Below are 21,281 nucleotides of genomic sequence, written 5' to 3' on the forward strand. Positions count from 1 at the left end.
GCAACCGGCTCACCGCGGGCCCTCAGGACCCTGGGGAGCGCTCAGGAGTTGGTCGAGGCGACGAGCCGCGAGATGGCGCGCAGGTACTTCTTCCGATACCCGCCGGCGAGCATCTCGTCGCTGAAGACGTCGTGCAGCGGCAGGCCGGTCGCGCGGATCGGCAGCTGCGCGTCGTAGACGCGATCGACGAAGGCGACGAAGCGCAGCGCCTCGGACTGATCGGTCAGCCGCCGCACGTCGCGCAGGCCGACCGCCCGGATGCCGTCGATGAGCCGGATGTAGCGCGAGGGGTGCACGTGCGCCAGGTGCGCGATGAGCTCATCGAACGCGTCGTCGGAGGTGACCCCGCCCACCGCGGCGAGCGCGGCCGCGTACTCGTCGGGCGCGAGGGCCGGCGCGTGCCCGTCGAGCGAGCGCTGGCGGAAGTCGACGCCGTCGATGCGGATGGTCTGGAAGCTCGACGCCATGGCGTGGATCTCGCGCAGGAAGTCCTGCGCCGCGAACCGACCCTCGCCCAGGGCGTTCGGCGGCGTGTTGCTCGTGGCGGCCAGGCGCGTCCCCGTGGCGACGAGCTCGCCCAGCAGCCGCGTCATCACCATGGTGTCGCCCGGGTCGTCCAGCTCGAACTCGTCGATGCACAGCAGCGCCGAGCCGCGCAGCAGCTCCACGGTGTTCTTGTAGCCGAGCGCGCCGACGAGGGCCGTGTACTCGATGAACGAGCCGAAGTACTTCCGGCGGGCCGGAACGGCGTGGTAGATCGACGCGAGCAGGTGGGTCTTGCCCACGCCGAAGCCACCGTCCAGGTACACGCCCGGCTTCATGTCGGGCACCTTGGGCTTGCGCGAGAACAGCCCCCGCTTGGCGGGCTGCGCGCCCACCGCGAACGCGGTCAGCAGTTCCTTGGCCTCCTGCTGCGACGGGTAGTCGGCGTCGGCACGGTAGGACTCGAAGGTCGCGTCGTCGAACTGCGGCGGCGGGACGAGGCTCGCGAGCATCTCCTCCCCCGTCAGCTGCGGGTGGAGGTCCGCGAGGCGAACGGTGGAGGTGCCGGCGGGAGCCTGGGTCATGATGCCCGATTCTACCGGCGCGCGGCGGTGCTCCGGCCCGGCCTCAGTCGGTCTCGGGCGCCAGCGCGAGCGCCGCCAGCCAGTCGCGGATGGCGGTGTTCCAGCGGGCCTCGTCGTAGTTCCACAGCTTCGTGTGGCGCGCCACGCTGAACGACACGAGCGTGACGATGTCGGGCCGCAGCTCCGCCAGCCGGTGCGAGGCGTCGGACGGCACGAAGCCGTCGTCGTCGCTGTGGAGGATCAGGATCGGGCAGTCCAGCTCCTTCGCCCGCGCCACCATGTCGAGATCGTCGAAGTCGATGACGCGGCCGATGCGGTGCACGCGCGAGGCGATCCCGGACTCGAGCATGCTCATCGTCGCCAGCGCGGCCAGGGGCGGGACGCCGAGTTCGCGCGCCTGGTACTTCAGCACCGTGCGCCAGTCCACCACGGGCGACTCGAGGATGACGCCGGCGATCGCGTCGCGGTGCGCGGTGTTGACGAGCGTCTGCAGCACGATCGCGCCGCCCATCGACCACCCCATCAGCACGACGCGGCGCGCGCCGCGGGCGAGGGCGAACGAGATCGCCGCCTCGACGTCGGGCCATTCGGTCGTGCCGAGCCCGTACAGGCCGGTGGTACTGGAGGGCGCGACGCCGTCGTTGCGGTACGAGATCAGCAGCGAGGTGATCCCCGCCTCGCGCAGCACGGGGACGGTGCGGATCACCTCGGCGCGGTTGGTGCCGCGGCCGTGCACGAGCACCGCCCAGGTCTCGCCGGGGCCGCCCTCGATCCCGGATGGCACCAGCCACGCCGGCGCCGGGCCGACGGGGGTCGTGATGTCGACCTCCTCGTACGGAACGTGCAGCTCGGCGGGCGACTCGAAGTACCAGCCGCTGAAGGCCGCCGGTTTGCCGATGCGGTAGTCCCGGCCGATGTGGGTGAGCAGCTTGCGGGTGACGGTCTCGTCGTCCGTGCGCAGGACGGCGCCGATCTTGACGTACTCGGTCGTGCCGCTCGTGAACAGGCCGTACCGCCCCGGCAGCTCGGTGTCGGGCGTGCGCGAGAGGGTGATCGTCTGCGCCGCGGTGTCGATCCCCCGCACCTCGAGGTCGGCCACCCGGTTGGCGGGCGTGACCACCACGCGGGCCACGCGCGCGATGCGCGTGGCGACGGTCCCGATGGCTCCCGCGATGAGGCCGATCGCGGTGGCCGCGAGCAGCAGTCCGGCCCCGACCGGTGCGGCGCGCCTGGGATGCTTCATGACCCCCTCAGCCTAATCTGTCGGCGTGACAGATCACGGTCCGAATCCGGACGCCTTCGCCGAGGCGGAGGCACGTGTGCGGGCCGCGGAATTCCGCGACGACTTCGCGGTGCGCGAGATCCCCTCGCCGCAGGGGATCGCCCCGCGCTCCCTCGCCCTGGCCGGCGACGTGCGCCCCGAGGCGCACGGCGACTCCCCCTACGGCACCGGCCGCTTCATCCTGCTGCACGATCCCGAGGAGCCGGAGGCCTGGGGCGGCGCGTTCCGCATCGTCTCCTTCGCCCAGGCGCCGCTGGAGCCGGAGATCGGGACCGACCCGCTGCTGGCCGATGTCACGTGGTCGTGGCTGATCGACGCCCTCGATTCGCGCGGGGCGGCGTACCATTCGGCATCGGGGACGGCCACCAAGACGCTGTCGACCGGATTCGGCGGGCTCGCCGGCGAGGGCGACGGCGCGCAGATCGAGCTGCGGGCCTCGTGGACGCCCGAGGGCGACCCGCTGGTGCACGTCGAGGCGTGGGCGGAGCTGGTCTGCATGCTGGCAGGACTTCCCCCCGGATCCGAGCAGATCGCGGTCTTCGGGGCGAGAAAGGCGGAACGTGACTGAGTACCGGGTGATCGACACGCCGGAGGGGCTGGCCGAGGCGGCCGAGCGCATCGCGGCGGGCGAGGGACCGGTCGCGGTCGACGTGGAGCGGGCATCGGGCTTCCGGTACTCGCAGCGCGCCTACCTGGTGCAGGTGTTCCGCCGCGGCGCGGGCGTGTTTCTGTTCGACCCGCCGCCGATCGGCGACTTCGCTCCCCTGCAGGCGGCGATCGGCGACGTCGAGTGGGTGCTGCACGCCGCCAGCCAGGACCTCCCGTCGCTGACCGAGCTGGAGCTGCGTCCGCCGTCGATCTTCGACACCGAGCTGTCGGCGCGTCTGCTCGGCTGGCCGCGCGTCGGGCTCGCCGCCGTCACCGAGCAGGCCCTCGGGATCGTGCTGAAGAAGGAGCACTCGGCGGCCGACTGGTCGACGCGCCCGCTCCCCCAGGCGTGGCTCGAGTACGCCGCACTCGACGTGGAGCACCTCGTCGACGTGCGCGATGTGCTGGCCGAGGCCCTGGACGAGGCCGGCAAGACCGAGTGGGCCCGCCAGGAGTTCGAGGAGGTGCGCACGCGCGAGCCCAAGCCGCTGCGCACCGACCCGTGGCGCCGCCTCAGCGGCCTGCACCAGGTGCGCGGCCGACGCGGCCTGGCGATCGCCCGCGAGCTGTGGCAGTCGCGCGAGGCGCTCGCGCAGGAAAAGGACGTCGCGCCCGGCCGGCTCGTGCCCGATCGCGCGCTCGTGGCCGCGGTGCTCGCCGCGCCGTCGTCGAAGGCACAGCTGGCCGGCCTGAAGGAGTTCAACGGACGCGCCAGCCGCACGCAGCTGGACCGCTGGTGGGCCGCGATCGATGCCGGCCGCACCACCTCCGACCTCCCACCGGAGCGGCTCCCCGGGGGCGACACGCTGCCGCCGCCGAAGGCGTGGAAGGACCGCAATCCCGAGGCCGACGCCCGGCTGCGCACCGCCCGCCCCGCCGTCGCGGCCCTCGCCGAGCGCGTCGAGATGCCGACCGAGAATCTGCTCACCCCCGAGCTGCTCCGCCGCGTCGCGTGGGAGCCGCCGCACGACGTGACGCCCGAGGCGATCGGCGACGCGCTGCGCGCCTTGGGCGCCCGCGAATGGCAGATCGAGCTCACCGCGCCGGTGATCGCGGAGGCGTTTGTCCATCCGGTGCAAGAGCCCGCCGACGCCCCGGGCGAGAGTTCGTAGGGTCTCCCCAACCGGTTCACCCATCGTTTGTGGGAGCCACCTAGGCTGAGACCACTCGAAACATGGGAGGCAGAGTGGCCGAGCTCTCGGACGTCTTTTTCGTCGATGGAGTCAGGACGCCCTTCGGGCGCGCCGGCGAGAAGGGCATGTACTGGAACACGCGGGCCGATGATCTCGTCGTGAAGGCGATGATCGGGCTCCTGGAGCGCAACGCGGACGTTCCCAAGGACCGGATCGACGACGTCGCGATCGCCGCGACCTCGCAGACCGGCGACCAGGGCCTGACGCTGGGTCGCAGCACCGCGATCCTCGCCGGCCTGCCGCAGACGGTCCCCGGTCTCGCGATCGAGCGCATGTGCGCCGGCGCGATGACCGCGGTGACCACGATGGGCGCCTCGATCGGCGTGGGCATGTACGACCTCGCCATCGCCGGCGGCGTCGAGCACATGGGCAAGCACCCGATCGGCTCCAACGCCGACCCGAACCCCCGCTTCGTCGCGGAGCGCATGGTCGACCCCGAGGCCCTGAACATGGGCAACACGGCCGAGCGCATCCACGACCGGTTCCCGCACCTGACCAAGGAGCGCGCCGATCGCTACGGCATGCTGAGCCAGCAGAAGGTGCAGGCCGCCTACGAGGCAGGCAAGATCCAGCCGGATCTCGTGCCCGTCTCCACGATCGGCGCCGACGGCGGCTGGGGCCTCGCGACCGAGGACGAGGGTCGCCGCCCGGAGACGACGATGGAGGGCCTGGCGACGCTCAAGACGCCGTTCCGCCCCCACGGTCGCGTCACCGCCGGCACCTCGTCGCCCCTCACCGACGGCGCGACCGTGAGCCTGCTGGCCAGCGGCGCCGCCGTCAAGGAGCACGGCCTCACCCCGAAGATGCGCATGGTCTCGTTCGCCTTCAGCGGCGTGCAGCCGGAGATCATGGGCATCGGCCCGATCCCCTCGACCGAGAAGGCGCTGGCCAAGGCCGGCCTCACGATCGACGACATCGGCCTGTTCGAGCTCAACGAGGCCTTCGCGATCCAGGTGCTGTCGTTCCTCGACCACTTCGGCATCGCCGACGACGACCCGCGGGTGAACCCGTGGGGCGGCGCGATCGCGATCGGTCACCCCCTCGCGGCCTCGGGCGTGCGCCTCATGATCCAGCTCGCGGCGCATTTCGCCGAGCGCCCCGACGTGCGCTACGGCCTCACGGCCATGTGCGTCGGCCTCGGCCAGGGCGGATCCGTGGTCTGGGAGAACCCCTACTACAACGGCAAGAAGCGGAAGTGACGACAGCTGTGACCGACTACGAATCGATCGACTTCTCCGACCTCGACGCCGCCTCCGTCGACGAGGTCGTCACGCACTCGATCGTGCGCGATGTCACGCTCGCCAGTGGACGCACGATCGCCCTCATCACGCTGCACAACGGCCGCGACCACACGCGCCCGAACACCCTCGGGCCGCGCACGCTCACGGAGCTGAACGGCGTGCTCGAGGACCTCAAGAAGCGCGCATCGGCGGGCGAGATCGACGCCGTGGCGATCACCGGCAAGCCGTACATCTTCGCCGCCGGCGCCGACCTCTCGCAGATCTCGGCGCTGAAGACCCGCGACAACGCGCGCATGATCGCGCAGCGCGGCCACCAGGTGCTGGGCAAGCTCAGCGACCTGGGCGTGCCCTCGTTCGCGTTCGTCAACGGCCTCGCGCTCGGCGGCGGCGTCGAGATCGCGCTGAACTCGACGTACCGGACGATCGACTCCTCGGCGGCCGCGATCGGCCTGCCCGAGGTCTTCCTGGGCATCATCCCCGGCTGGGGCGGCGCGTACCTGCTGCCCAACCTCATCGGGATCGAGAACGCGCTCGAGGTGATCATCTCCAACCCGCTCAAGCAGAACCGCACGCTCAAGCCGCAGCAGGCGTTCGAGCTGGGCATGTTCGACGCGATCTTCTCGCCGGCCAACTACCTCGAGGACTCGCTGCGCTGGGCCGACGGCGTGCTCGGCGGCACCGTCAAGGTCGAGCGCAAGAACGCGCCCGGCAAGATGGAGAAGCTCACCAAGTGGCCGATCGCCATCAAGATGGCGCGCGGCATGCTCGAGAGCCGCATCGGCACCGTCCCGAAGTCGCCCTACCGCGCGCTCGAGCTGCTCGACAAGGCGCGCTCGGGGTCGAAGGAGGACGGCTTCGCCCGCGAGGACGAGGCTCTGGCCGAGCTGATCACGGGCGACCAGTTCGCCGCGTCGATGTACGCGTTCGATCTCGTGCAGAAGCGCGCGAAGCGTCCCGTCGGCGCTCCCGACAAGGCGCTCGCGCGCAAGGTCACCAAGGTGGGCGTGATCGGCGCCGGCCTCATGGCCAGCCAGTTCGCGCTCCTCTTCGTGCGCCGCCTGCAGGTGCCCGTGCTCATCACCGACATCTCGCAGGAGCGCGTCGACAAGGGCCTGGCGTACATCCGCGACGAGATCGCCAAGCTCGAGTCGAAGGGCCGCATCGACGCCGACGCCGCGAACCGCCTGCGCGCGCTCGTGCGCGGCACCGTCGACAAGGGCGAGTACGCGGACTGCGACTTCGTGATCGAGGCCGTGTTCGAGGAGACGAAGGTCAAGCAGGACGTGTTCCGCGAGATCGAGGCGATCGTCTCGCCCGAGGCGATCCTCGCGACCAACACCTCGTCGCTGTCGGTGGAGGAGATCGGGTCGGTCCTGTCCAACCCCGAGCGCCTCATCGGCTTCCACTTCTTCAACCCCGTGGCCGTGATGCCGCTGATCGAGATCGTCCGCACGCCGCAGGCGAGCGACGAGGCGATCAGCACCGGCTTCGTCGTGGCGAAGAACCTCAAGAAGAACGCGATCGGCACCGCCGACGCCCCCGGCTTCGTCGTCAACCGCCTGCTCGCGAAGGTCATGGGCGAGGCGGCCCGCGCGGTGGATGAGGGCACGCCCCTCGTCGAGGTCGAGAAGGCGTTCGCTCCCCTGGGCCTGCCGATGGGTCCCTTCGAGCTGATCGACCTGGTCGGCTGGAAGGTCGCCGCCCACGTGCAGGACACGATGGTGCGCCACTTCCCCGAGCGGTTCTACTCCTCCGAGAACCTGCACAAGGTGGCCGAGGTCGCCGAGCCGCTCGCCAAGGACAAGCACGGCAAGATCACCGGCTGGTCGAAGGACGCCCTCAAGGTGCTGTCGACGGGATCGAGCCCCGCGTCGGCCGACGAGATCCTCCGCCGCGTCGAGGACGAGCTGGCCCGCGAGATCAAGATCATGCTCGACGAGGGCGTGGTCCCCGAGGTCGAGGACATCGACCTGGGCCTCATCCTCGGCGCCGGCTGGCCGTTCATCGACGGCGGCGCCACCGCGTACCTCGACCGCGTGGGTGCCTCCGAGCGCGTGTTCGGCGGCACGTTCCACACCCCGCCGATCCGCGGCGTCGACGCCCGCTGACGCTCACACACGAAGTCGGGAGGGGTCCACGGATCCCTCCCGCCTTCGCGTTGCGCGCCACGATCGCCTCTTGACATTCCGAGGTGATCTATCGACACTCGATAGATGGATCAGCGTCTGCCTCGCCCCTCGCTCGCCCTCGTCGCGATCACCCAGGCGCTTCTGGGCGCGCTGTTCCTCGTCGGGCTCGGCGCGATCGCGGTCCTGCCCGGCCTCGCCGAGAGCACGGCGGTGGCCCTGCCGGAGTATGCGGAGCTGCGCGTTCCGCTCCTGGCCGTGGCGATGGCGCTGACGATGCTCGGCCTGGTCGCGCTCGCCATGATCGCCCTGCTCGTGCATCGCATTCGCGGCGGGAGCATCCTCACCCGTTCCTCGCTGCTGTGGGTCGACGTGTTCATCGGCACCCTCTCGTGCGGCGCCGCCCTCGTCGCCACGGGGGCGGTCGTGATCAGCAACGGCCAGGCCGGCAGCCCGTTCCTCGCCCTCGTCGAGGCGACGGCCTTCCTCCTCCTCCTCGCGCTGGCCGGCATCACCCTCGTGCTGCGGTCGCTGCTGCGGCACGCGATGCTCCTGCGCACCGAGCTCGACGAGGTCGTGTGATGCCGATCCGCATCTCCATCGACCGCATGCTCGCGGAGCGTGGCATGAGCGTCGGCGATTTCGCCCAGGCGATCGGCATCACGCCGGCGAACGTCGCGGTGCTCAAGAACGGGCGGGCGAAGGCCGTGCGGTTCTCGACCCTCGATGCGATCTGCCGGGTGCTCGACTGCCAGCCCGGCGACATCCTGCACTACGAGGACTGACGCGCGACGGGATCAGTGCCGGCGCGAGCGCTCGATCGGGCCGGTGACGGTCGGGAGGCCGCGGGCACCCTCCGGCCGGGCCACGGGGATGCGGGTGCCCAGCACCTGCGCGACCACGTCGTGGGCGATCTTCGCCGGCGTGAGGCCGGCGTCCTCGAGGATCTCCTCACGCGAGGCGTGGTCGAGGAACGCGTCGGGCAGGCCGAGCTCGTCCACGGCCGTGTCGATCCCCGCCTCGCGCAGCACCTGGCGCACGCGCGTGCCGATGCCACCCACGCGCAGGCCGTCCTCCAGCGTGATCACGAGTCGGTGACGCGCCGAGAGCTCGACGATCGACTCGGGCACCGGCACCACCCACCGCGGGTCGACCACGGTGGCACCGATCCCCTGCGCCTCCAGGCGCCGCGCCACGTCGAGGCCCAGCTGGGCGAACGGGCCGATGCCCACGATGAGCACGTCCTCGGTGCGCCCGCGCGCGAGCACATCGACGCCGTCGCGCAGCCGCTCGATCGCGGGGATCGCGTCGGCGACCCCGCCCTTCGGGAAGCGGATCACCGTGGGGGCGTCGTCGATCGCCACCGCCTCGCGCAGCTCCTCGCGCAGGCGCTCCGCGTCGCGCGGGGCCGCGATCCGGATGGTGGGAACGATGTGCAGCAGAGCCAGATCCCACATGCCGTGATGGCTGGGGCCGTCCGGCCCGGTGACGCCGGCGCGGTCCAGCACGAAGGTCACGCCCGCGCGGTGCAGGGCGACATCCATGAGCACCTGGTCGAAGGCGCGGTTGAGGAACGTCGAGTACAGCGCGACCACGGGGTGCAGGCCACCGTAGGCCAGGCCGGCGGCCGAGGCCACCGCGTGCTGCTCGGCGATGCCGACGTCGTACACGCGGTCGGGGAACCGCTCGGCGAACGGCCCGAGGCCGGTGGGGCGGAGCATGGCCGCCGTCATCGCGATCACCTCGGGGCGGCTCTCGCCGACCGCCACGAGCTCCTCGGCGAAGACGTCGGTCCACGACAGCGCGGACGACGACGAGACGGGCTCGCCCGTCTGCGGGTCGATGCGCCCCACGGCGTGGAACTGATCGGCGATGTCGTCGCGGGCGGGCTGGTAGCCGCGGCCCTTCTCCGTGATCGCGTGCACGATCACGGGGGCGCCATACGACCTGGCCAGCTCGAGCGTCTCGACCATCGCCTTCACGTCGTGGCCGTCGACCGGCCCGAGGTACTTGATGTCGAGCTGCGAGTAGAGCGCGCGGTTGTTGGTCAGCCGCGACAGGAAGCCGCGCGTGCCGCCGCGCACGCCGCGGTACAGCGCGCGGCCCACGCGCCCCAGCAGCCGATCGGCCAGGCGTCCCGACTTCGACTCGAGGTCGCGGTACATCTCGCCCGTGCGCACGCGGTTGAGGTAGCGCGCCATGCCGCCGATCGTGGGCGCGTAGGAGCGGCCGTTGTCGTTGACGACGATCACGAGGTTGCGATCGTTGTCGTCGGTGATGTTGTTGAGGGCCTCCCACGTCATGCCGCCCGTGAGGGCGCCGTCGCCCACGACGGCCACGACGTGGCGGTCCGAGCGGCCCGTGCGCGTGAAGGCGCGCGAGATGCCGTCGGCCCAGCTGAGCGAGCTCGACGCGTGCGACGACTCGACGACGTCGTGCGGGCTCTCGGAGCGCTGCGGGTAGCCCGCGAGGCCGCCGCGGCTGCGCAGGTTCTCGAAGTCCTGGCGGCCGGTGAGCAGCTTGTGCACGTACGACTGGTGGCCCGTGTCGAAGATGATCGGGTCGTTGGGTGAATCGAACACCCGGTGCAGGGCGATCGTCAGCTCGACGACGCCGAGGTTGGGTCCGAGGTGGCCGCCCGTGCGGGCGACGTTCGCGATGAGGAACTCGCGGATCTCCGCGGCGAGCTGCTCCAGCTGCTCCGTCGACAGGGCGTCGAGGTCGCGCGGACCACTGATTCCCTCGAGAAGACTCATGCCGAAAGCCTACGCCCGGCACTCTGGAAAACCCCCGGCGGCCGCCCGGGAACCGCGAACGGCCCCCTCCGCCCGAGGGCGAAGGGGGCCGTGTCGGCGTGTGCGATCAGACCAGGCTGCGCAGCACGTACTGCAGGATGCCGCCGTTGCGGTAGTAGTCCGCCTCACCGGGGGTGTCGATGCGGACGACCGCGTCGAACTCGATCGTCTGCTTGCCGGCGGGCGAGTGCTCGCTCGGCTCGGCCGTGACGCGCACCGTCTTGGGCGTGATGCCCTCGTTCAGCTGCTCGAGGCCATGGATCGAGACGATCTCGGTGCCGTCGAGGCCGAGCGACTCCCAGCTCTCGCCGGCCGGGAACTGCAGCGGGACGACGCCCATGCCGATGAGGTTCGAGCGGTGGATGCGCTCGAAGCTCTCGGTGATGACCGCCTTCACGCCCAGCAGGCGCGTGCCCTTGGCCGCCCAGTCGCGCGACGAGCCCGAGCCGTACTCCTTGCCGCCGAAGATGACGAGCGGGATGTCCTGGGCCTGGTAGTTCTGCGACGCGTCGTAGATGTAGGCCTGCGGACCCTCGGGCTGGGTGAAGTCGCGCGTGAAGCCGCCCTCGATCTGCTGACCGTCGTTGACGGCCTTGACCAGCGCGTTCTTCAGGCGGATGTTCGCGAACGTGCCGCGGATCATCACCTCGTGGTTGCCGCGGCGCGAGCCGTAGGAGTTGAAGTCGCGCTGGGCGACGCCGTGCTCCATCAGGTACTGCGCGGCCGGGGTGCCGGCCTTGATCGAGCCCGCGGGGCTGATGTGGTCGGTCGTGACCGAGTCGCCCAGCGTGGCCAGCACGCGCGCGCCCGTGATGTCGGTGACCGGGGTCAGCTCCATCGTCATGCCGTCGAAGTACGGCGCCTTGCGCACGTAGGTCGAGTTCTCGTCCCACTCGAAGACGGGGCCGCTCGGCGTGGGCAGGTTCTTCCAGCGCTCGTCGCCGTCGAAGACGGTGGCGTACTGCTTGATGAACTGGTCGCGCGAGATCGACGAGTCGATGATCTCCTGCACCTCGTCCGGCGACGGCCAGACGTCCTTGAGGAACACGTCGTTGCCGTCCGCGTCGGTGCCCAGCGGGTCGGTCTCGAAGTCGAAGTTCATCGAGCCGGCCAGCGCGTACGCCACGACGAGCGGCGGCGAGGCGAGGTAGTTCATCTTCACGTCGGGGCTGATGCGGCCCTCGAAGTTGCGGTTGCCCGAGAGGACGGCCGTGACGGCCAGGTCGTTCTCGTTGATGGCGGCCGAGACCTCGTCGATCAGCGGGCCCGAGTTGCCGATGCAGATGGTGCAGCCGTAGCCGACCGTGTAGAAGCCGAGGCCCTCGAGGTCCTTGTCGAGGCCCGACTTCTCGTAGTAGTCGGTGACGACCTTCGAGCCGGGGCCGAGCGTCGTCTTGACCCACGGCTTGCGCTTGAGGCCCTTCTCGCGCGCCTTGCGGGCGAGGAGGCCGGCGGCGATCATGACCGACGGGTTCGACGTGTTGGTGCACGACGTGATCGCGGCGAGCGTGACCGCGCCGTTGTCGAGCAGGTACGACTCGCCCTCGGGCGTGGTGACCTTCACCGGCTTCGAGGCGATGTGCGGGGCACCGCTGGCGACGAGCGTCGACTCGACGTGCTGGTGCGTGTGCTCCTCGTCGTGCTGGTGCGAGACGCCGTTGGACGGCATGTGCTCGCGCTCGACGCCCGGGGTCGTGCCGGGGTCGGAAGCGGGGAACGTGCCCTCGACCTCGACCGAGTCCTCGGGGATCGACGCGTAGCTGACGATGTCCTTCTCGAACTGCGACTTGGCCTCCGACAGCAGGATGCGGTCCTGCGGGCGCTTCGGGCCGGCGATCGAGGGGACGACCGTCGAGAGGTCGAGCTCCATGTACTCGCTGAAGACGAGCTCGCGCGAGGGGTCGTGCCAGAGGTGCTGCTCCTTGGCGTACGCCTCGACGAGCGCGACGGTCTGCTCGTCGCGGCCGGTCAGGCGCAGGTAGTCGAGCGTGACGTCGTCGATCGGGAACATGGCGGCCGTCGAGCCGAACTCGGGGCTCATGTTGCCGATCGTGGCGCGGTTGGCCAGCGGCACCGACGCGACGCCCTCGCCGTAGAACTCCACGAACTTGCCGACGACGCCGTGCTTGCGGAGCATGTCGGTGATCGTGAGGACCACGTCGGTCGCGGTGACGCCCGCCGGGATGTCGCCCGTGAGCTTGAAGCCGACCACGCGCGGGATGAGCATCGACACCGGCTGGCCGAGCATGGCGGCCTCGGCCTCGATGCCGCCGACGCCCCAGCCCAGCACGCCCAGGCCGTTGACCATGGTGGTGTGCGAGTCGGTGCCGACGCAGGTGTCGGGGTAGGCGCGCAGCACGCCGTTCACCTCGCGGTCGTAGACGACCTTGGCCAGGTGCTCGATGTTGACCTGGTGGACGATGCCCGTGCCCGGGGGCACGACCTTGAAGTCCTGGAACGCCGTCTGGCCCCAGCGGAGGAACTGGTAGCGCTCGCCGTTGCGCTCGTACTCGATCTCGACGTTGCGCTCGAGCGCGTTCTCGGTGCCGAACAGGTCGGCGATGACCGAGTGGTCGATGACCATCTCGGCCGGCGAGAGCGGGTTGATCTTGTTGGCGTCGCCGCCCAGCGCCGTGACCGCCTCGCGCATGGTGGCGAGGTCGACGATGCAGGGCACGCCCGTGAAGTCCTGCATCACGACGCGAGCCGGCGTGAACTGGATCTCGGTGCTCGGCTCGGCCGCGGCATCCCACGAGCCGAGCGCGCTGATCTGCTCCTTGGTGATGTTCGCGCCATCCTCGGTGCGGAGCAGGTTCTCCAGGAGGATCTTGAGGCTGAACGGCAGCGACTCGTAACCCTCGACCGCATCGATGCGGTAGATCTCGTAGTCGGTGCTGCCGACCGTCAGGGTGCTCTTCGCACCGAAGCTGTTCACCGTGGACACCGGTTCCGTCTCCTTCGGGATCGACCGCGGAAATTCCCTCCCATCCTGCCCCTGTCATGCCCTCACGGCTACCAAGGAGGACCTAACAGCGCGGCTGCGTCGGAAGGGAAATTTATCTTGATATCAAGATAAATCCATTATGCACGATCCGCCGAATCGCCGCGCGGGTAGAGGGAGCGGACGGTGAGCCAGGTGACCGCGACGAGCGGCGCGAACAGCGGCAGCCCCATGATGAGCTTGGCGGCGCCGAGCACCTGCACGTCGCCGGCGAAGTACAGCGGCAGCTGCACGGCCAGGCGCGCGTAGAACAGCGCCGCCCACGCGATCGCGAGCCAGAAGTACACGCGGCGCTTGCGCCGATCCTCGCGCCACGCGGTGCCCTCGCCCATGAGGAAGCCGCCCGCGAGGCCGATGATCGACCACCCCACCAGCGCCGACACGAGGATCGCCGTGCCGTAGACGACGTTGGTGATCAGGCCCGGCAGGAAGTTCTGCTCCCCCTGCCCCGTCAGCAGGGCGAGGGCGGCGGCCACGGCGGCGGCGATCAGGCCCCCGAGCGCCGCGGCCGGCGTCGACCGCTGCGCGAACCGCAGGATCGTGAACACCGCGGCCAGGCCCACGGAGGCGACGAGCGAGAGCCACAGCGGCTCCGGCCAGAAGGTGTAGACGACGAGGAACGCGAGGCTGGGCAGCACCGACTCGAGCACGCCGCGGAATCCGCCCATCGCATGCCACACCACGCGCCCCGTGCTGGCCTCGGCGGCCGGATCGAGTCCCGCACGGCGCGCCGCCTGGCCGAGCGCCTCGCCGAGCAGCTCGGAGGGCGCCGGTGGCGGCGTCAGGTCGCGAGAGCCCGACTCGCGCGGCGGCTCGGGCTCGCTCACGCCGTGCCCGGGGCCTGCGGCATCTTCAGCGGGATGAGATCGCGCGGGGGCATCGGGTTGCCGCCGCGGACGACCACCAGCGAGCGGAACAGGTCCTCGACCTGCTCGGCCGCCGCCGGGTCGCTCGCCGCCGCGCCGCCGATCACGCCGCGCAGGAACCAGCGGGGGCCGTCGACGCCGACGAAGCGGGCCAGGCGCATCGACGATCCGCCCGACGCGTCGGCGGTGGGCACCTCGGCGAGCAGCTCGGGGCCGAAGGGGCCGCCCCGCTCCTCGACGCGGCCGCCCTGCTGACGCACCTGCTCGCGGATCTGCTCGCGCGTCTCGCCCCACAGGCCGGTGGTGCGCGGCGCGGCGAACGGCTGCACCTGGAGCGTGGATCCCGCGTAGTCCAGGCCGATCGCCACGATGCGCTTGGACTTGTCCTCGACCTCGAGGCGCAGGTTCAGGCCCTCGCGCGGGAGCACCTTGAGGCCGCCCAGGTCGATGTAGGGGCGCACCGGGTTGGCCTCGGACTCGTCGAAGGGTCCGTTCTGCGCGCGGTCTGCGGGGGCCGACTTGGCGGTGGGGTCGTATGCGACCTCTTCGGCCTCGATGGCCTCGTTCTCGTCGCTCACTTGCTCTCTCCTGTCGACTGGTAGCCGGTCGAGCCGAATCCACCCTCGCCGCGGCCGCTCTCGGGCAGCTCCTCGACGGGGAGGAAGCGCGCCTGCGGCACGGGCATGACGATGAGCTGCGCGATCCGATCGCCCACCGCCACCTCGTAGGCCTCGCGGGCGTCGGTGTTCAGCAGCGCGACCTTGATCTCGCCCCGATATCCGGCGTCGATCGTGCCGGGCGCGTTGACGATGGTGATGCCGTGCTTGGCCGCCAGGCCGCTGCGGGGCACCACGAAGGCGGCGTGACCGGCCGGCAGCGCGATGCGCACGCCGGTACCGACAAGCGCGCGCTCCCCCGGCTCGAGGCGCACGGCCTCGGCGGCGACCAGATCGGCCCCCGCATCGTCGGGGTGGGCGTACGCCGGGATCACGGGTGCGACAATGGGCACGTCCACGGTTTCGGTCACCCAACGAGGGTAATGCAGAACACATCCACACCCAGCCGCCCGATCGCCACGTATCGGGAGCGGCTCTCGCCCTCGCTGTGGCTGCTCGGCGGGGCGGCCGTCGTCGCGCCGATGGCGGCGCTCGTGTTCGTGCAGATCGACCGCGCGCTGTCGCTGGCGATCGGCGTCGTCGTGGCGGTCGCGGTGATCGCCGTTCTCGTCGGTTCCGCACCCGTCGTCGAGGTCCGCGGCACCACGCTGCGCGCGGGCCGGGCTCACATCGATGCGAGCTACCTCGGCGAGCCGATCCCCCTCACCGGCGAGCAGGCGCGCACCGCGCGCGGCCGGGACCTCGACCCGCACGGCTGGTACCTCATCCGCGGCGGCATCGACGGCCTCGTGGTGGTGCCCAACACCGACGGCGACGACCCCGTCACGTCGTGGACGATCTCCACGCGCACGCCCGACCGCCTCGCCGCGGCGATCGCCCACGCGCGCCGCGCGTCCTGATCCGTCGCCCCCGGCACGCGAAACGCCCGGTGCCTCCAGGGAGACACCGGGCGTTCCGAAGCGATCAGGCTGCGCAGTCCTTGCAGATCGGGCCGTTGGGGCCTTCCTCGGCGAGCTGCGAGCGGTGCTTCACGAGGAAGCAGTTCATGCAGGTGAACTCGTCTTCCTGCGGCGGGAGGACCACCACGTCGAGCTCGACGTTCGAGAGGTCGGCGCCGCCGAGCTCGAAGCCGGGGTTGTCGGAGTCCTCGCTGTCAGCCGACCCGGGCTGGGGATTGTTCCGCGCCGCCTTCAGTGCCTCGATCGACTCGTTGCTGTCGTCTTCGGACTTGCGAGGGGCGTCGTAGTCGGTTGCCATCGGAGGGCGTCACTCTTCTTTCGTGCGTTGTGGGACGTGCCCGCTTGTCCGGCGGGCGGCGATAGTCTGCACGAGAGTTCCTGAATAAGCAAACGCCTGGCGTGGCGCCCTTCTCGTGCGAATCGCTGCCGGTGAAACCCGCGGCACGCCCGGTGTATTCCCCCGGTTCCCGCCGGGGCCGTGAAACCATGTGATGCACCGCAGGTCGCGGAAGGAGCACAGCATGGATCAGCTCACGGTCATCGGATCGGAGGACGGTGCGATCGTCCTCGCGAACGAATCGGGCCAGCGCTTCACGGTCGCCGTCGACGACGTGCTGCGCTCGGAGATCCGCAAGGCGGGCGCCGTCTCGCGCCCGGCCCGCCGCACGTCGGCGAGCCCGCGCGAGATCCAGATGCATATCCGGGCCGGCATGTCGGCCGAGGAGGTCGCCGAGCTGCTCGGCGCCGATCTGGACGACGTCCGCCGCTTCGAGGGTCCCGTCATCGCCGAACGCGAGCACATCGTCAACCAGGCCCTCGCCGTGCCCGTGCTCATCGGCAGCGAGCTTGACGGCGACCCGAACCCCACGTTCGGGGTGGCCATCCGCGCCAAGCTCGCGGATCTGCACGCCTCGGGCGAGCGCTGGACCAGCTGGAAGGACGAGTCCGGCTGGGTGATCAAGCTGGAGTTCACGGCGAACGAGGTCGACCACGACGCCCGCTGGTCGTTCGAGCCCCGCCGCAGCGCGCTCGCGCCCCTGAACGGCGACGCCACGCAGCTGTCGCGGCAGGGTCCGCTGCCCGAGGGCCTCATTCCCCGTCTGCGCGCGCTCGACGTGCCTACGAAGGACGACACCCGCTTCGACACCGACGCGTTCGGCCCGCGCCGCCTGCCCGAGCCGGAGCCCGAAGTCCCGGCCGAGGCGCCCGCCGCCACGGTGAGCGCGCTGCGCGGCACCTCGAGCTCCGAGGCCCGCGACGGCGCGACCCGCCGTGCGCCGGAGGACCGGGCCACGTCGCCGGAGACCGCCGATCTGCTCGAGGCCCTGCGCCGCCGCCGCGGTCAGCGCGAGGCCGCCCCGATGAGCGACCTCGACGAGAGCGTCGCCCGTCACCCCTCGCGCAACGGCGCGCCGGTCGCCCTGTTCGACGCGATGGACGAGCAGCCGCCCGTGATCACCGAGGCCCCCGAGCCCGAGCCGGACCCCGAGCCCGAGCAGTCCCGCCGCCGTGGCCGCGCCGCCATGCCGTCCTGGGACGAGATCGTCTTCGGCGCCCGCAGCGACGACTGAGGCTCCCCGCTCCGCTCAAGGCCTCGACTCCGCGGCTGCGCCGCTCCGCTCGGCCCGTCTCCGCTCCGGCGCTCCGCGCCTCCGGTCGACGAGCCGTGCCCACCCGGGCTCGTCGAGCGACCGAAGGGAGCCGAGACGGCTCGAGCGAGCGAAGCGAGTCGAGAGCACCCGCAGCTTGGCGACCGTCCGCGTCTCGTCGCTAGAACGCGATGTGGTTGTAGTTGTCGTACATCAGAAACTCATTCGCCTGCTCTGGCACGATGTAGGCCGTGTACCCGGTGAAGGACGAGCCCGGGTACAACGTGGGGCCGTCCGACATCGACGGCATTCCCTCGCCGAAGACGACGTACTCGCTGTGGTAGCCATTGCCCTCGATCGTGGCAAGCTCCATGTCCCACTCGGCGATCGACGGTTCGACACCTTCGGGGTCGATCCCAGTCATCGTGAGTTCGACGACGACGTACTTGAATCCCGCCGGCGCTTCGGAGTTGAACATGTTCCACTCCATCACGGCAGCGTTGGCATTCGCGTTGATGATCCTCGCCGTGAGGCTGTACTTCTCCCCACCGAGGAGACCTGTCGCGACGTACGGCTGCGGCATCGGGTCGTCGACCGTGCCTGCGGCCGTCGCCTGCTCCGGCTCCGCGGGCATGGGCTGCTGGGATGGCTCCGCCGGCTTCGATGGCTCCGGCTCAGCACTCTGCGTCGGTTCGAATTCCGACTTCTCCGTGGACTCCGGCGTCGGAGCCGGCGTTGCGATCGCTGCGGCATCACTGCTTGCCTCGGACTCGTCTGCACTCCCGGCAGCGGCCTGCTCCTGATCCAGTGAGCCGAAATAGCTGGTGACCGAGAAAGCCAGGACGAGCGCGAGCACACCGATCGATGTGCCTGTGGCGGTCAGGGGGATCGACTGCTTGTTGATCAGCGCCAGCACACCCAGCACGACACCGGCAATCGCGACGATCAATCCCAGCCACGGGATCCAAAACAGCAGCAATCCGACAATCGCGACGATGAGCGCCGCCAACGCGAGACCCTTCTTGCGAGTCGGGACCCCCTCCGAGGCACTGGGGCCCTGCGGATACGCAACGAAATGTGACACCGGCGGCACACCCGGCGCAGGATCGTGCCATTCGCGCCCGTCCCAGTACCGGAGCTCATTGTTCGCGTGCGCAGCGGGATACCAGCCTGCGGGAGGTGTGCCTGACATGTGTCCTTGGGTTCCTAGGGTAGGCGCGGACAGCGCGGGCCCAGAATACCGACGGTGCGGCCCCAGAAGGCATGAGCGTTACCCGATGGATACCGGGCGCTGATCCCTTGTGAGGAACGACGCTGCATCCGTCGTTGGCGTCCCTAGCTGTAGTTCCCCGACACGTTGTGAACGTGTGAGCTGAGGCGAGGGCCTCCGGGACGATGTGGGTTACCACACTCACTACGTCACAACGGAGGCCCTCGTGACTCACGCTAACGCGCCCTTGACGCCGGAAGGGCGTCGTCGCCTCGCATCCGCGATCGTCGATGCCGGTTGGACGATCCGGCGGGCAGCGGAACGGTTCAACTGCTCGCCCGCGACCGCGTCGAAGTGGGCCAAACGCTACGCCGCGGGCGAGCCGCTCACCGACAGGTCGTCACGGCCGGTGTCGTCGCCGCATCAGTTGCCACGGCGCACGGAGCGGCGGATCATCGCGTTGCGGTTCACCCGCCGTTGGGGGCCTCACCGGATCGCGTATCACCTGCGCCTGGCTCGCTCGACGGTCGGGCGGGTCCTGGCCCGCTACGGGATGCCGTTGCTCAAGCACCTGGACCGGTTCACCGGACTGCCGGTCCGCAAGCCCAAACCGATCCGTTACGAGGCGTCGCGGCCGGGCGAGCTGGTCCATGTCGACATCAAGAAGCAGGGGCGCATCCCCGAAGGCGGCGGGCACCGCGCCCTCGGCCGGACAGCAGGCAACCGGGACCGACAGCGCGGTGTCGGCTACGCGTTTGTCCACAACGCGATCGACGACCACTCCCGGTTGGCGTATTCCGAGATCCTCGATGACGAGCGCAAGGAGACGGCTGCAGCGTTCTGGATCCGCGCCCGCGCGTTCTTCGCGGATGCGGGGATCACGGTCACCGCGGTGATGACGGACAACGGCGCCTGCTACCGCTCACATGCCTTCCGAGACGCGCTCGGCGACGGCGTGAAGCACCGGCGGACCCGGCCCTACCGGCCGCAGACGAATGGGAAGGTTGAGCGCCTCAACCGCACCGCCGAAGAGGAATGGGCCTACGCCCGCTTCTACCCCAACGAAGCCGCCCGCGTCGCCGCGTTCCCGGCCTGGTTGCATCACTACAATCACCACCGACCCCACACCGCCCTCGGCGGCCAGACCCCGGCCTCACGCGTTCACAACCTCACGGGGAACTACACCTAGCGGTCGCTGAGGCTTTGGCCTCGACTCCGCGGCTGCGGCGCTCCGCTCGGCCCTGTCGTCCCTCCACACGTCGCATTCGCGACGCGTGGAGCCTCCGACTCCAGGGGCCCGGTCTCCGCTCCGGCGCTCCGCGCCTCCGGTCGACGAGCCGTGCGGGGTTTCGGCCGTGAGGGCGCAGATCTGCGTTGTGGCGCACCCGGGAGGGGATCGGCTGCGCGGAATCGCAGATCTGCGCTGTTGTGCCGTGACCACCCGGGCTCGTCGAGCGAGCGAAGCGAGTCGAGAGCCCAGGGGTCAGGCGGCGAAGGCGCCGAGGCGGATGAAGGGGACGATCATCTCCTCGGGGCTCGTCGAGCCGTGCTGGCCGATCATGCGCTGCGAGGCCTTGTCGTCGAGGCGGTCGTCGTAGAAGGCCCACAGGCCGCGCGCGGCGACGAGCACGTCGCCGATCCGGCCGCGCACGTGCGGGGCGACCGGCGATCCGAACAGGCCGGCCGCGATCGCCTCCTCGCGCGTGGCGACATCCGCCGTGCCGGCCGACGCCTCGCGCCACACGCCCGCGAGCGCGTCGACGTCGACGCCCGGCTCCGCATAGACGTGCAGCATGCGCGGCTCGCCGCCGAGGTGCGCCACTCCCTCCAGCCGCGGATCGCCGTCGCGCAGCAGCACGTGGCGGTGCGGCGGGACGTCGATCATGCCGTGGTCGGCGGTGACGATCATGCCCACCCCGCTCGGCAGCCGCTCCGCCGCACGGAGCGCGGCATCGAGGCGCTCGAGCGTCTCCACCCACGCCGGCGACGCGATGCCGTGCTTATGGCCGGCCTGATCGAGCTCCGGCAGGTAGCAGTACACGAGCGCGCCCGGGTGCTGCTCCGCGAGCGCAATCGAGACCCGCAGGCGCTGGGCCGGGTCCTTCTCGCCGACGAACTCCGCCCCGCGCATGATCGCGCGGGTCAGACCGGTCGTGGCGTAGCGCTCCAGGCTCACGGCGTAGGGGTGCAGCCCCGCCTCGCGCGCCCGCTCGAACATCGTCGACGAGCGCTGCCACGCGATCGGATCGAGACCGTCGCGCTCGTATCCGTCGAGCTGGCTCGCGAGCACTCCGCGATCCGGGTCGAGCACGCGGTACCCCACGAGGCCGTGCTCCCCCGGCGCGACGCCCGCGAGCAGCGAGCTGAGCGCCGACGCGGTGGTCGAGGGGAAGACCGTGCGGGCGACGTCGCGCTTGCCCATCGCCGCCGCGAGGAAGCGGGCATGCCCCCGGTGGGCCCGCAGCGGGATCGCGCCGAGCCCGTCGATCACCACGAGCACCGCGGACCGTGCCGGCGGCAGGCCCTCCGGTCGCCCCGTGAGCGCGCCGATCAGGTCGGCCGCCACCCCGGTCAGGATCCGGGCCGTGGCGGGCCCCGCGGGTACGATCGATGACATCCGGGCCAGTCTCGCACAGCACCCGATCGCGATCACCGCGCTGACGATTCCCGAACCGAGACGCCCGGGC

Annotated in this window: 19 protein-coding genes; 9 read left to right on the top strand and 10 right to left on the bottom strand. The window is 70.7% G+C overall.

Annotated elements, in window-relative coordinates:
* Positions 1-41: 41 nt before the first annotated feature.
* Together zapE and E3O41_RS08330 are read right to left on the bottom strand one after the other, a co-directional pair.
* Complete coding sequence (zapE, locus tag E3O41_RS08325) at positions 42-1,067, bottom strand: cell division protein ZapE (RefSeq protein WP_067024094.1); 1,026 nt, start codon at positions 1,065-1,067, stop codon at positions 42-44.
* A 43-nt stretch (positions 1,068-1,110) separates the two neighbouring features.
* Positions 1,111-2,310 (bottom strand): alpha/beta hydrolase family protein, encoded by a 1,200-nt coding sequence (locus E3O41_RS08330; RefSeq protein ID WP_067024097.1) that lies wholly within the window; start codon positions 2,308-2,310, stop codon positions 1,111-1,113.
* Positions 2,311-2,335: 25 nt separating this feature from the next.
* Between E3O41_RS08330 and E3O41_RS08335 the strand changes: the two genes are divergently transcribed.
* The 6 genes from E3O41_RS08335 to E3O41_RS08360 all read left to right on the top strand — a co-directional run bounded on the left by E3O41_RS08335 (position 2,336) and on the right by E3O41_RS08360 (position 8,342).
* The gene (locus E3O41_RS08335) at positions 2,336-2,917 is read left to right on the top strand and encodes a DUF3000 domain-containing protein (RefSeq protein WP_067024100.1); all 582 of its coding nucleotides are present in this window, start codon (positions 2,336-2,338) and stop codon (positions 2,915-2,917) included.
* Positions 2,910-4,109 (top strand): HRDC domain-containing protein, encoded by a 1,200-nt coding sequence (locus tag E3O41_RS08340; RefSeq protein WP_067024103.1) that lies wholly within the window; start codon positions 2,910-2,912, stop codon positions 4,107-4,109. Before E3O41_RS08335 ends, E3O41_RS08340 begins: the two co-directional genes overlap by 8 nt.
* Before the next feature lie 74 nt (positions 4,110-4,183).
* On the top strand, positions 4,184-5,389 hold the full coding sequence (locus tag E3O41_RS08345) for a thiolase family protein (protein ID WP_067024106.1): 1,206 nt from the start codon (positions 4,184-4,186) through the stop codon (positions 5,387-5,389).
* A gap of 8 nt (positions 5,390-5,397) precedes the next feature.
* Positions 5,398-7,539: a 3-hydroxyacyl-CoA dehydrogenase NAD-binding domain-containing protein gene (locus E3O41_RS08350; protein WP_067024109.1), complete on the top strand. Its 2,142-nt coding sequence runs from the start codon at positions 5,398-5,400 to the stop codon at positions 7,537-7,539.
* A 105-nt stretch (positions 7,540-7,644) separates the two neighbouring features.
* Positions 7,645-8,139 carry a DUF2975 domain-containing protein gene (locus E3O41_RS08355; RefSeq protein WP_067024112.1) on the top strand — a complete coding sequence of 165 codons (495 nt, stop codon included), beginning with the start codon at positions 7,645-7,647 and terminating at the stop codon, positions 8,137-8,139.
* Positions 8,139-8,342, top strand: a complete 204-nt coding sequence (locus tag E3O41_RS08360) for a helix-turn-helix domain-containing protein (protein WP_067024116.1) — start codon at positions 8,139-8,141, stop codon at positions 8,340-8,342. Before E3O41_RS08355 ends, E3O41_RS08360 begins: the two co-directional genes overlap by 1 nt.
* 12 nt (positions 8,343-8,354) lie before the next feature.
* Here E3O41_RS08360 and dxs read toward each other — a convergent pair whose 3' ends face one another.
* The 5 genes from dxs to dut form a co-directional block, all read right to left on the bottom strand.
* Complete coding sequence (gene dxs / locus E3O41_RS08365) at positions 8,355-10,313, bottom strand: 1-deoxy-D-xylulose-5-phosphate synthase (RefSeq protein ID WP_067024120.1); 1,959 nt, start codon at positions 10,311-10,313, stop codon at positions 8,355-8,357.
* Positions 10,314-10,419: 106 nt separating this feature from the next.
* Complete coding sequence (locus E3O41_RS08370; RefSeq protein ID WP_067024123.1) at positions 10,420-13,296, bottom strand: aconitate hydratase; 2,877 nt, start codon at positions 13,294-13,296, stop codon at positions 10,420-10,422.
* Positions 13,297-13,433: 137 nt separating this feature from the next.
* The gene (locus E3O41_RS08375) at positions 13,434-14,180 is read right to left on the bottom strand and encodes a DUF3159 domain-containing protein (RefSeq protein ID WP_067024125.1); all 747 of its coding nucleotides are present in this window, start codon (positions 14,178-14,180) and stop codon (positions 13,434-13,436) included.
* Positions 14,177-14,776 carry a DUF3710 domain-containing protein gene (locus tag E3O41_RS08380; protein WP_099566276.1) on the bottom strand — a complete coding sequence of 200 codons (600 nt, stop codon included), beginning with the start codon at positions 14,774-14,776 and terminating at the stop codon, positions 14,177-14,179. Before E3O41_RS08380 ends, E3O41_RS08375 begins: the two co-directional genes overlap by 4 nt.
* Before the next feature lie 17 nt (positions 14,777-14,793).
* On the bottom strand, positions 14,794-15,246 hold the full coding sequence (gene dut / locus E3O41_RS08385; protein ID WP_173849888.1) for a dUTP diphosphatase: 453 nt from the start codon (positions 15,244-15,246) through the stop codon (positions 14,794-14,796).
* 12 nt (positions 15,247-15,258) lie between these two features.
* On the opposite strand from dut, the gene E3O41_RS08390 reads away from it, so the two are divergent.
* Positions 15,259-15,735 (top strand): DUF3093 family protein, encoded by a 477-nt coding sequence (locus E3O41_RS08390; protein WP_067024131.1) that lies wholly within the window; start codon positions 15,259-15,261, stop codon positions 15,733-15,735.
* A gap of 64 nt (positions 15,736-15,799) precedes the next feature.
* Here E3O41_RS08390 and E3O41_RS08395 read toward each other — a convergent pair whose 3' ends face one another.
* Positions 15,800-16,093: a DUF4193 domain-containing protein gene (locus E3O41_RS08395; protein WP_067024134.1), complete on the bottom strand. Its 294-nt coding sequence runs from the start codon at positions 16,091-16,093 to the stop codon at positions 15,800-15,802.
* Between the two features lie 223 nt (positions 16,094-16,316).
* Here E3O41_RS08395 and sepH point away from each other — a divergent pair, with 223 nt between their 5' ends.
* Positions 16,317-17,366 carry a septation protein SepH gene (sepH, locus tag E3O41_RS08400; RefSeq protein WP_067024137.1) on the top strand — a complete coding sequence of 350 codons (1,050 nt, stop codon included), beginning with the start codon at positions 16,317-16,319 and terminating at the stop codon, positions 17,364-17,366.
* Between the two features lie 199 nt (positions 17,367-17,565).
* Here the strand turns inward: sepH and E3O41_RS08405 are convergent, their stop codons facing one another.
* Positions 17,566-18,393 (bottom strand): hypothetical protein, encoded by an 828-nt coding sequence (locus tag E3O41_RS08405; protein ID WP_067024141.1) that lies wholly within the window; start codon positions 18,391-18,393, stop codon positions 17,566-17,568.
* Between the two features lie 427 nt (positions 18,394-18,820).
* On the opposite strand from E3O41_RS08405, the gene E3O41_RS08410 reads away from it, so the two are divergent.
* A complete protein-coding gene (locus E3O41_RS08410) occupies positions 18,821-19,783 on the top strand; it encodes an IS481 family transposase (protein WP_135012250.1) in 963 nt (320 codons plus the stop codon).
* A 294-nt stretch (positions 19,784-20,077) separates the two neighbouring features.
* Here E3O41_RS08410 and E3O41_RS08415 read toward each other — a convergent pair whose 3' ends face one another.
* Complete coding sequence (locus E3O41_RS08415; RefSeq protein ID WP_067027115.1) at positions 20,078-21,211, bottom strand: alkaline phosphatase family protein; 1,134 nt, start codon at positions 21,209-21,211, stop codon at positions 20,078-20,080.
* Positions 21,212-21,281: the final 70 nt, after the last annotated feature.

The organism is Microbacterium sediminis, from assembly GCF_004564075.1.
Classification (GTDB): domain Bacteria; phylum Actinomycetota; class Actinomycetes; order Actinomycetales; family Microbacteriaceae; genus Microbacterium; species Microbacterium sediminis.

What these genes read in the sequence shown, in the direction of transcription:
- E3O41_RS08415 (WP_067027115.1), bottom strand. Translation starts at nt 21,211, where the DNA reads ATGTCATCGATCGTACCCGCGGGGCCCGCCACGGCCCGGATCCTGACC.
- E3O41_RS08360 (WP_067024116.1), top strand. Translation starts at nt 8,139, where the DNA reads ATGCCGATCCGCATCTCCATCGACCGCATGCTCGCGGAGCGTGGCATG.
- E3O41_RS08395 (WP_067024134.1), bottom strand. Translation starts at nt 16,093, where the DNA reads ATGGCAACCGACTACGACGCCCCTCGCAAGTCCGAAGACGACAGCAAC.
- dxs (WP_067024120.1), bottom strand. Translation starts at nt 10,313, where the DNA reads ATGAGTCTTCTCGAGGGAATCAGTGGTCCGCGCGACCTCGACGCCCTG.
- E3O41_RS08330 (WP_067024097.1), bottom strand. Translation starts at nt 2,310, where the DNA reads ATGAAGCATCCCAGGCGCGCCGCACCGGTCGGGGCCGGACTGCTGCTC.
- E3O41_RS08355 (WP_067024112.1), top strand. Translation starts at nt 7,645, where the DNA reads ATGGATCAGCGTCTGCCTCGCCCCTCGCTCGCCCTCGTCGCGATCACC.
- zapE (WP_067024094.1), bottom strand. Translation starts at nt 1,067, where the DNA reads ATGACCCAGGCTCCCGCCGGCACCTCCACCGTTCGCCTCGCGGACCTC.
- E3O41_RS08390 (WP_067024131.1), top strand. Translation starts at nt 15,259, where the DNA reads ATGCAGAACACATCCACACCCAGCCGCCCGATCGCCACGTATCGGGAG.
- sepH (WP_067024137.1), top strand. Translation starts at nt 16,317, where the DNA reads ATGGATCAGCTCACGGTCATCGGATCGGAGGACGGTGCGATCGTCCTC.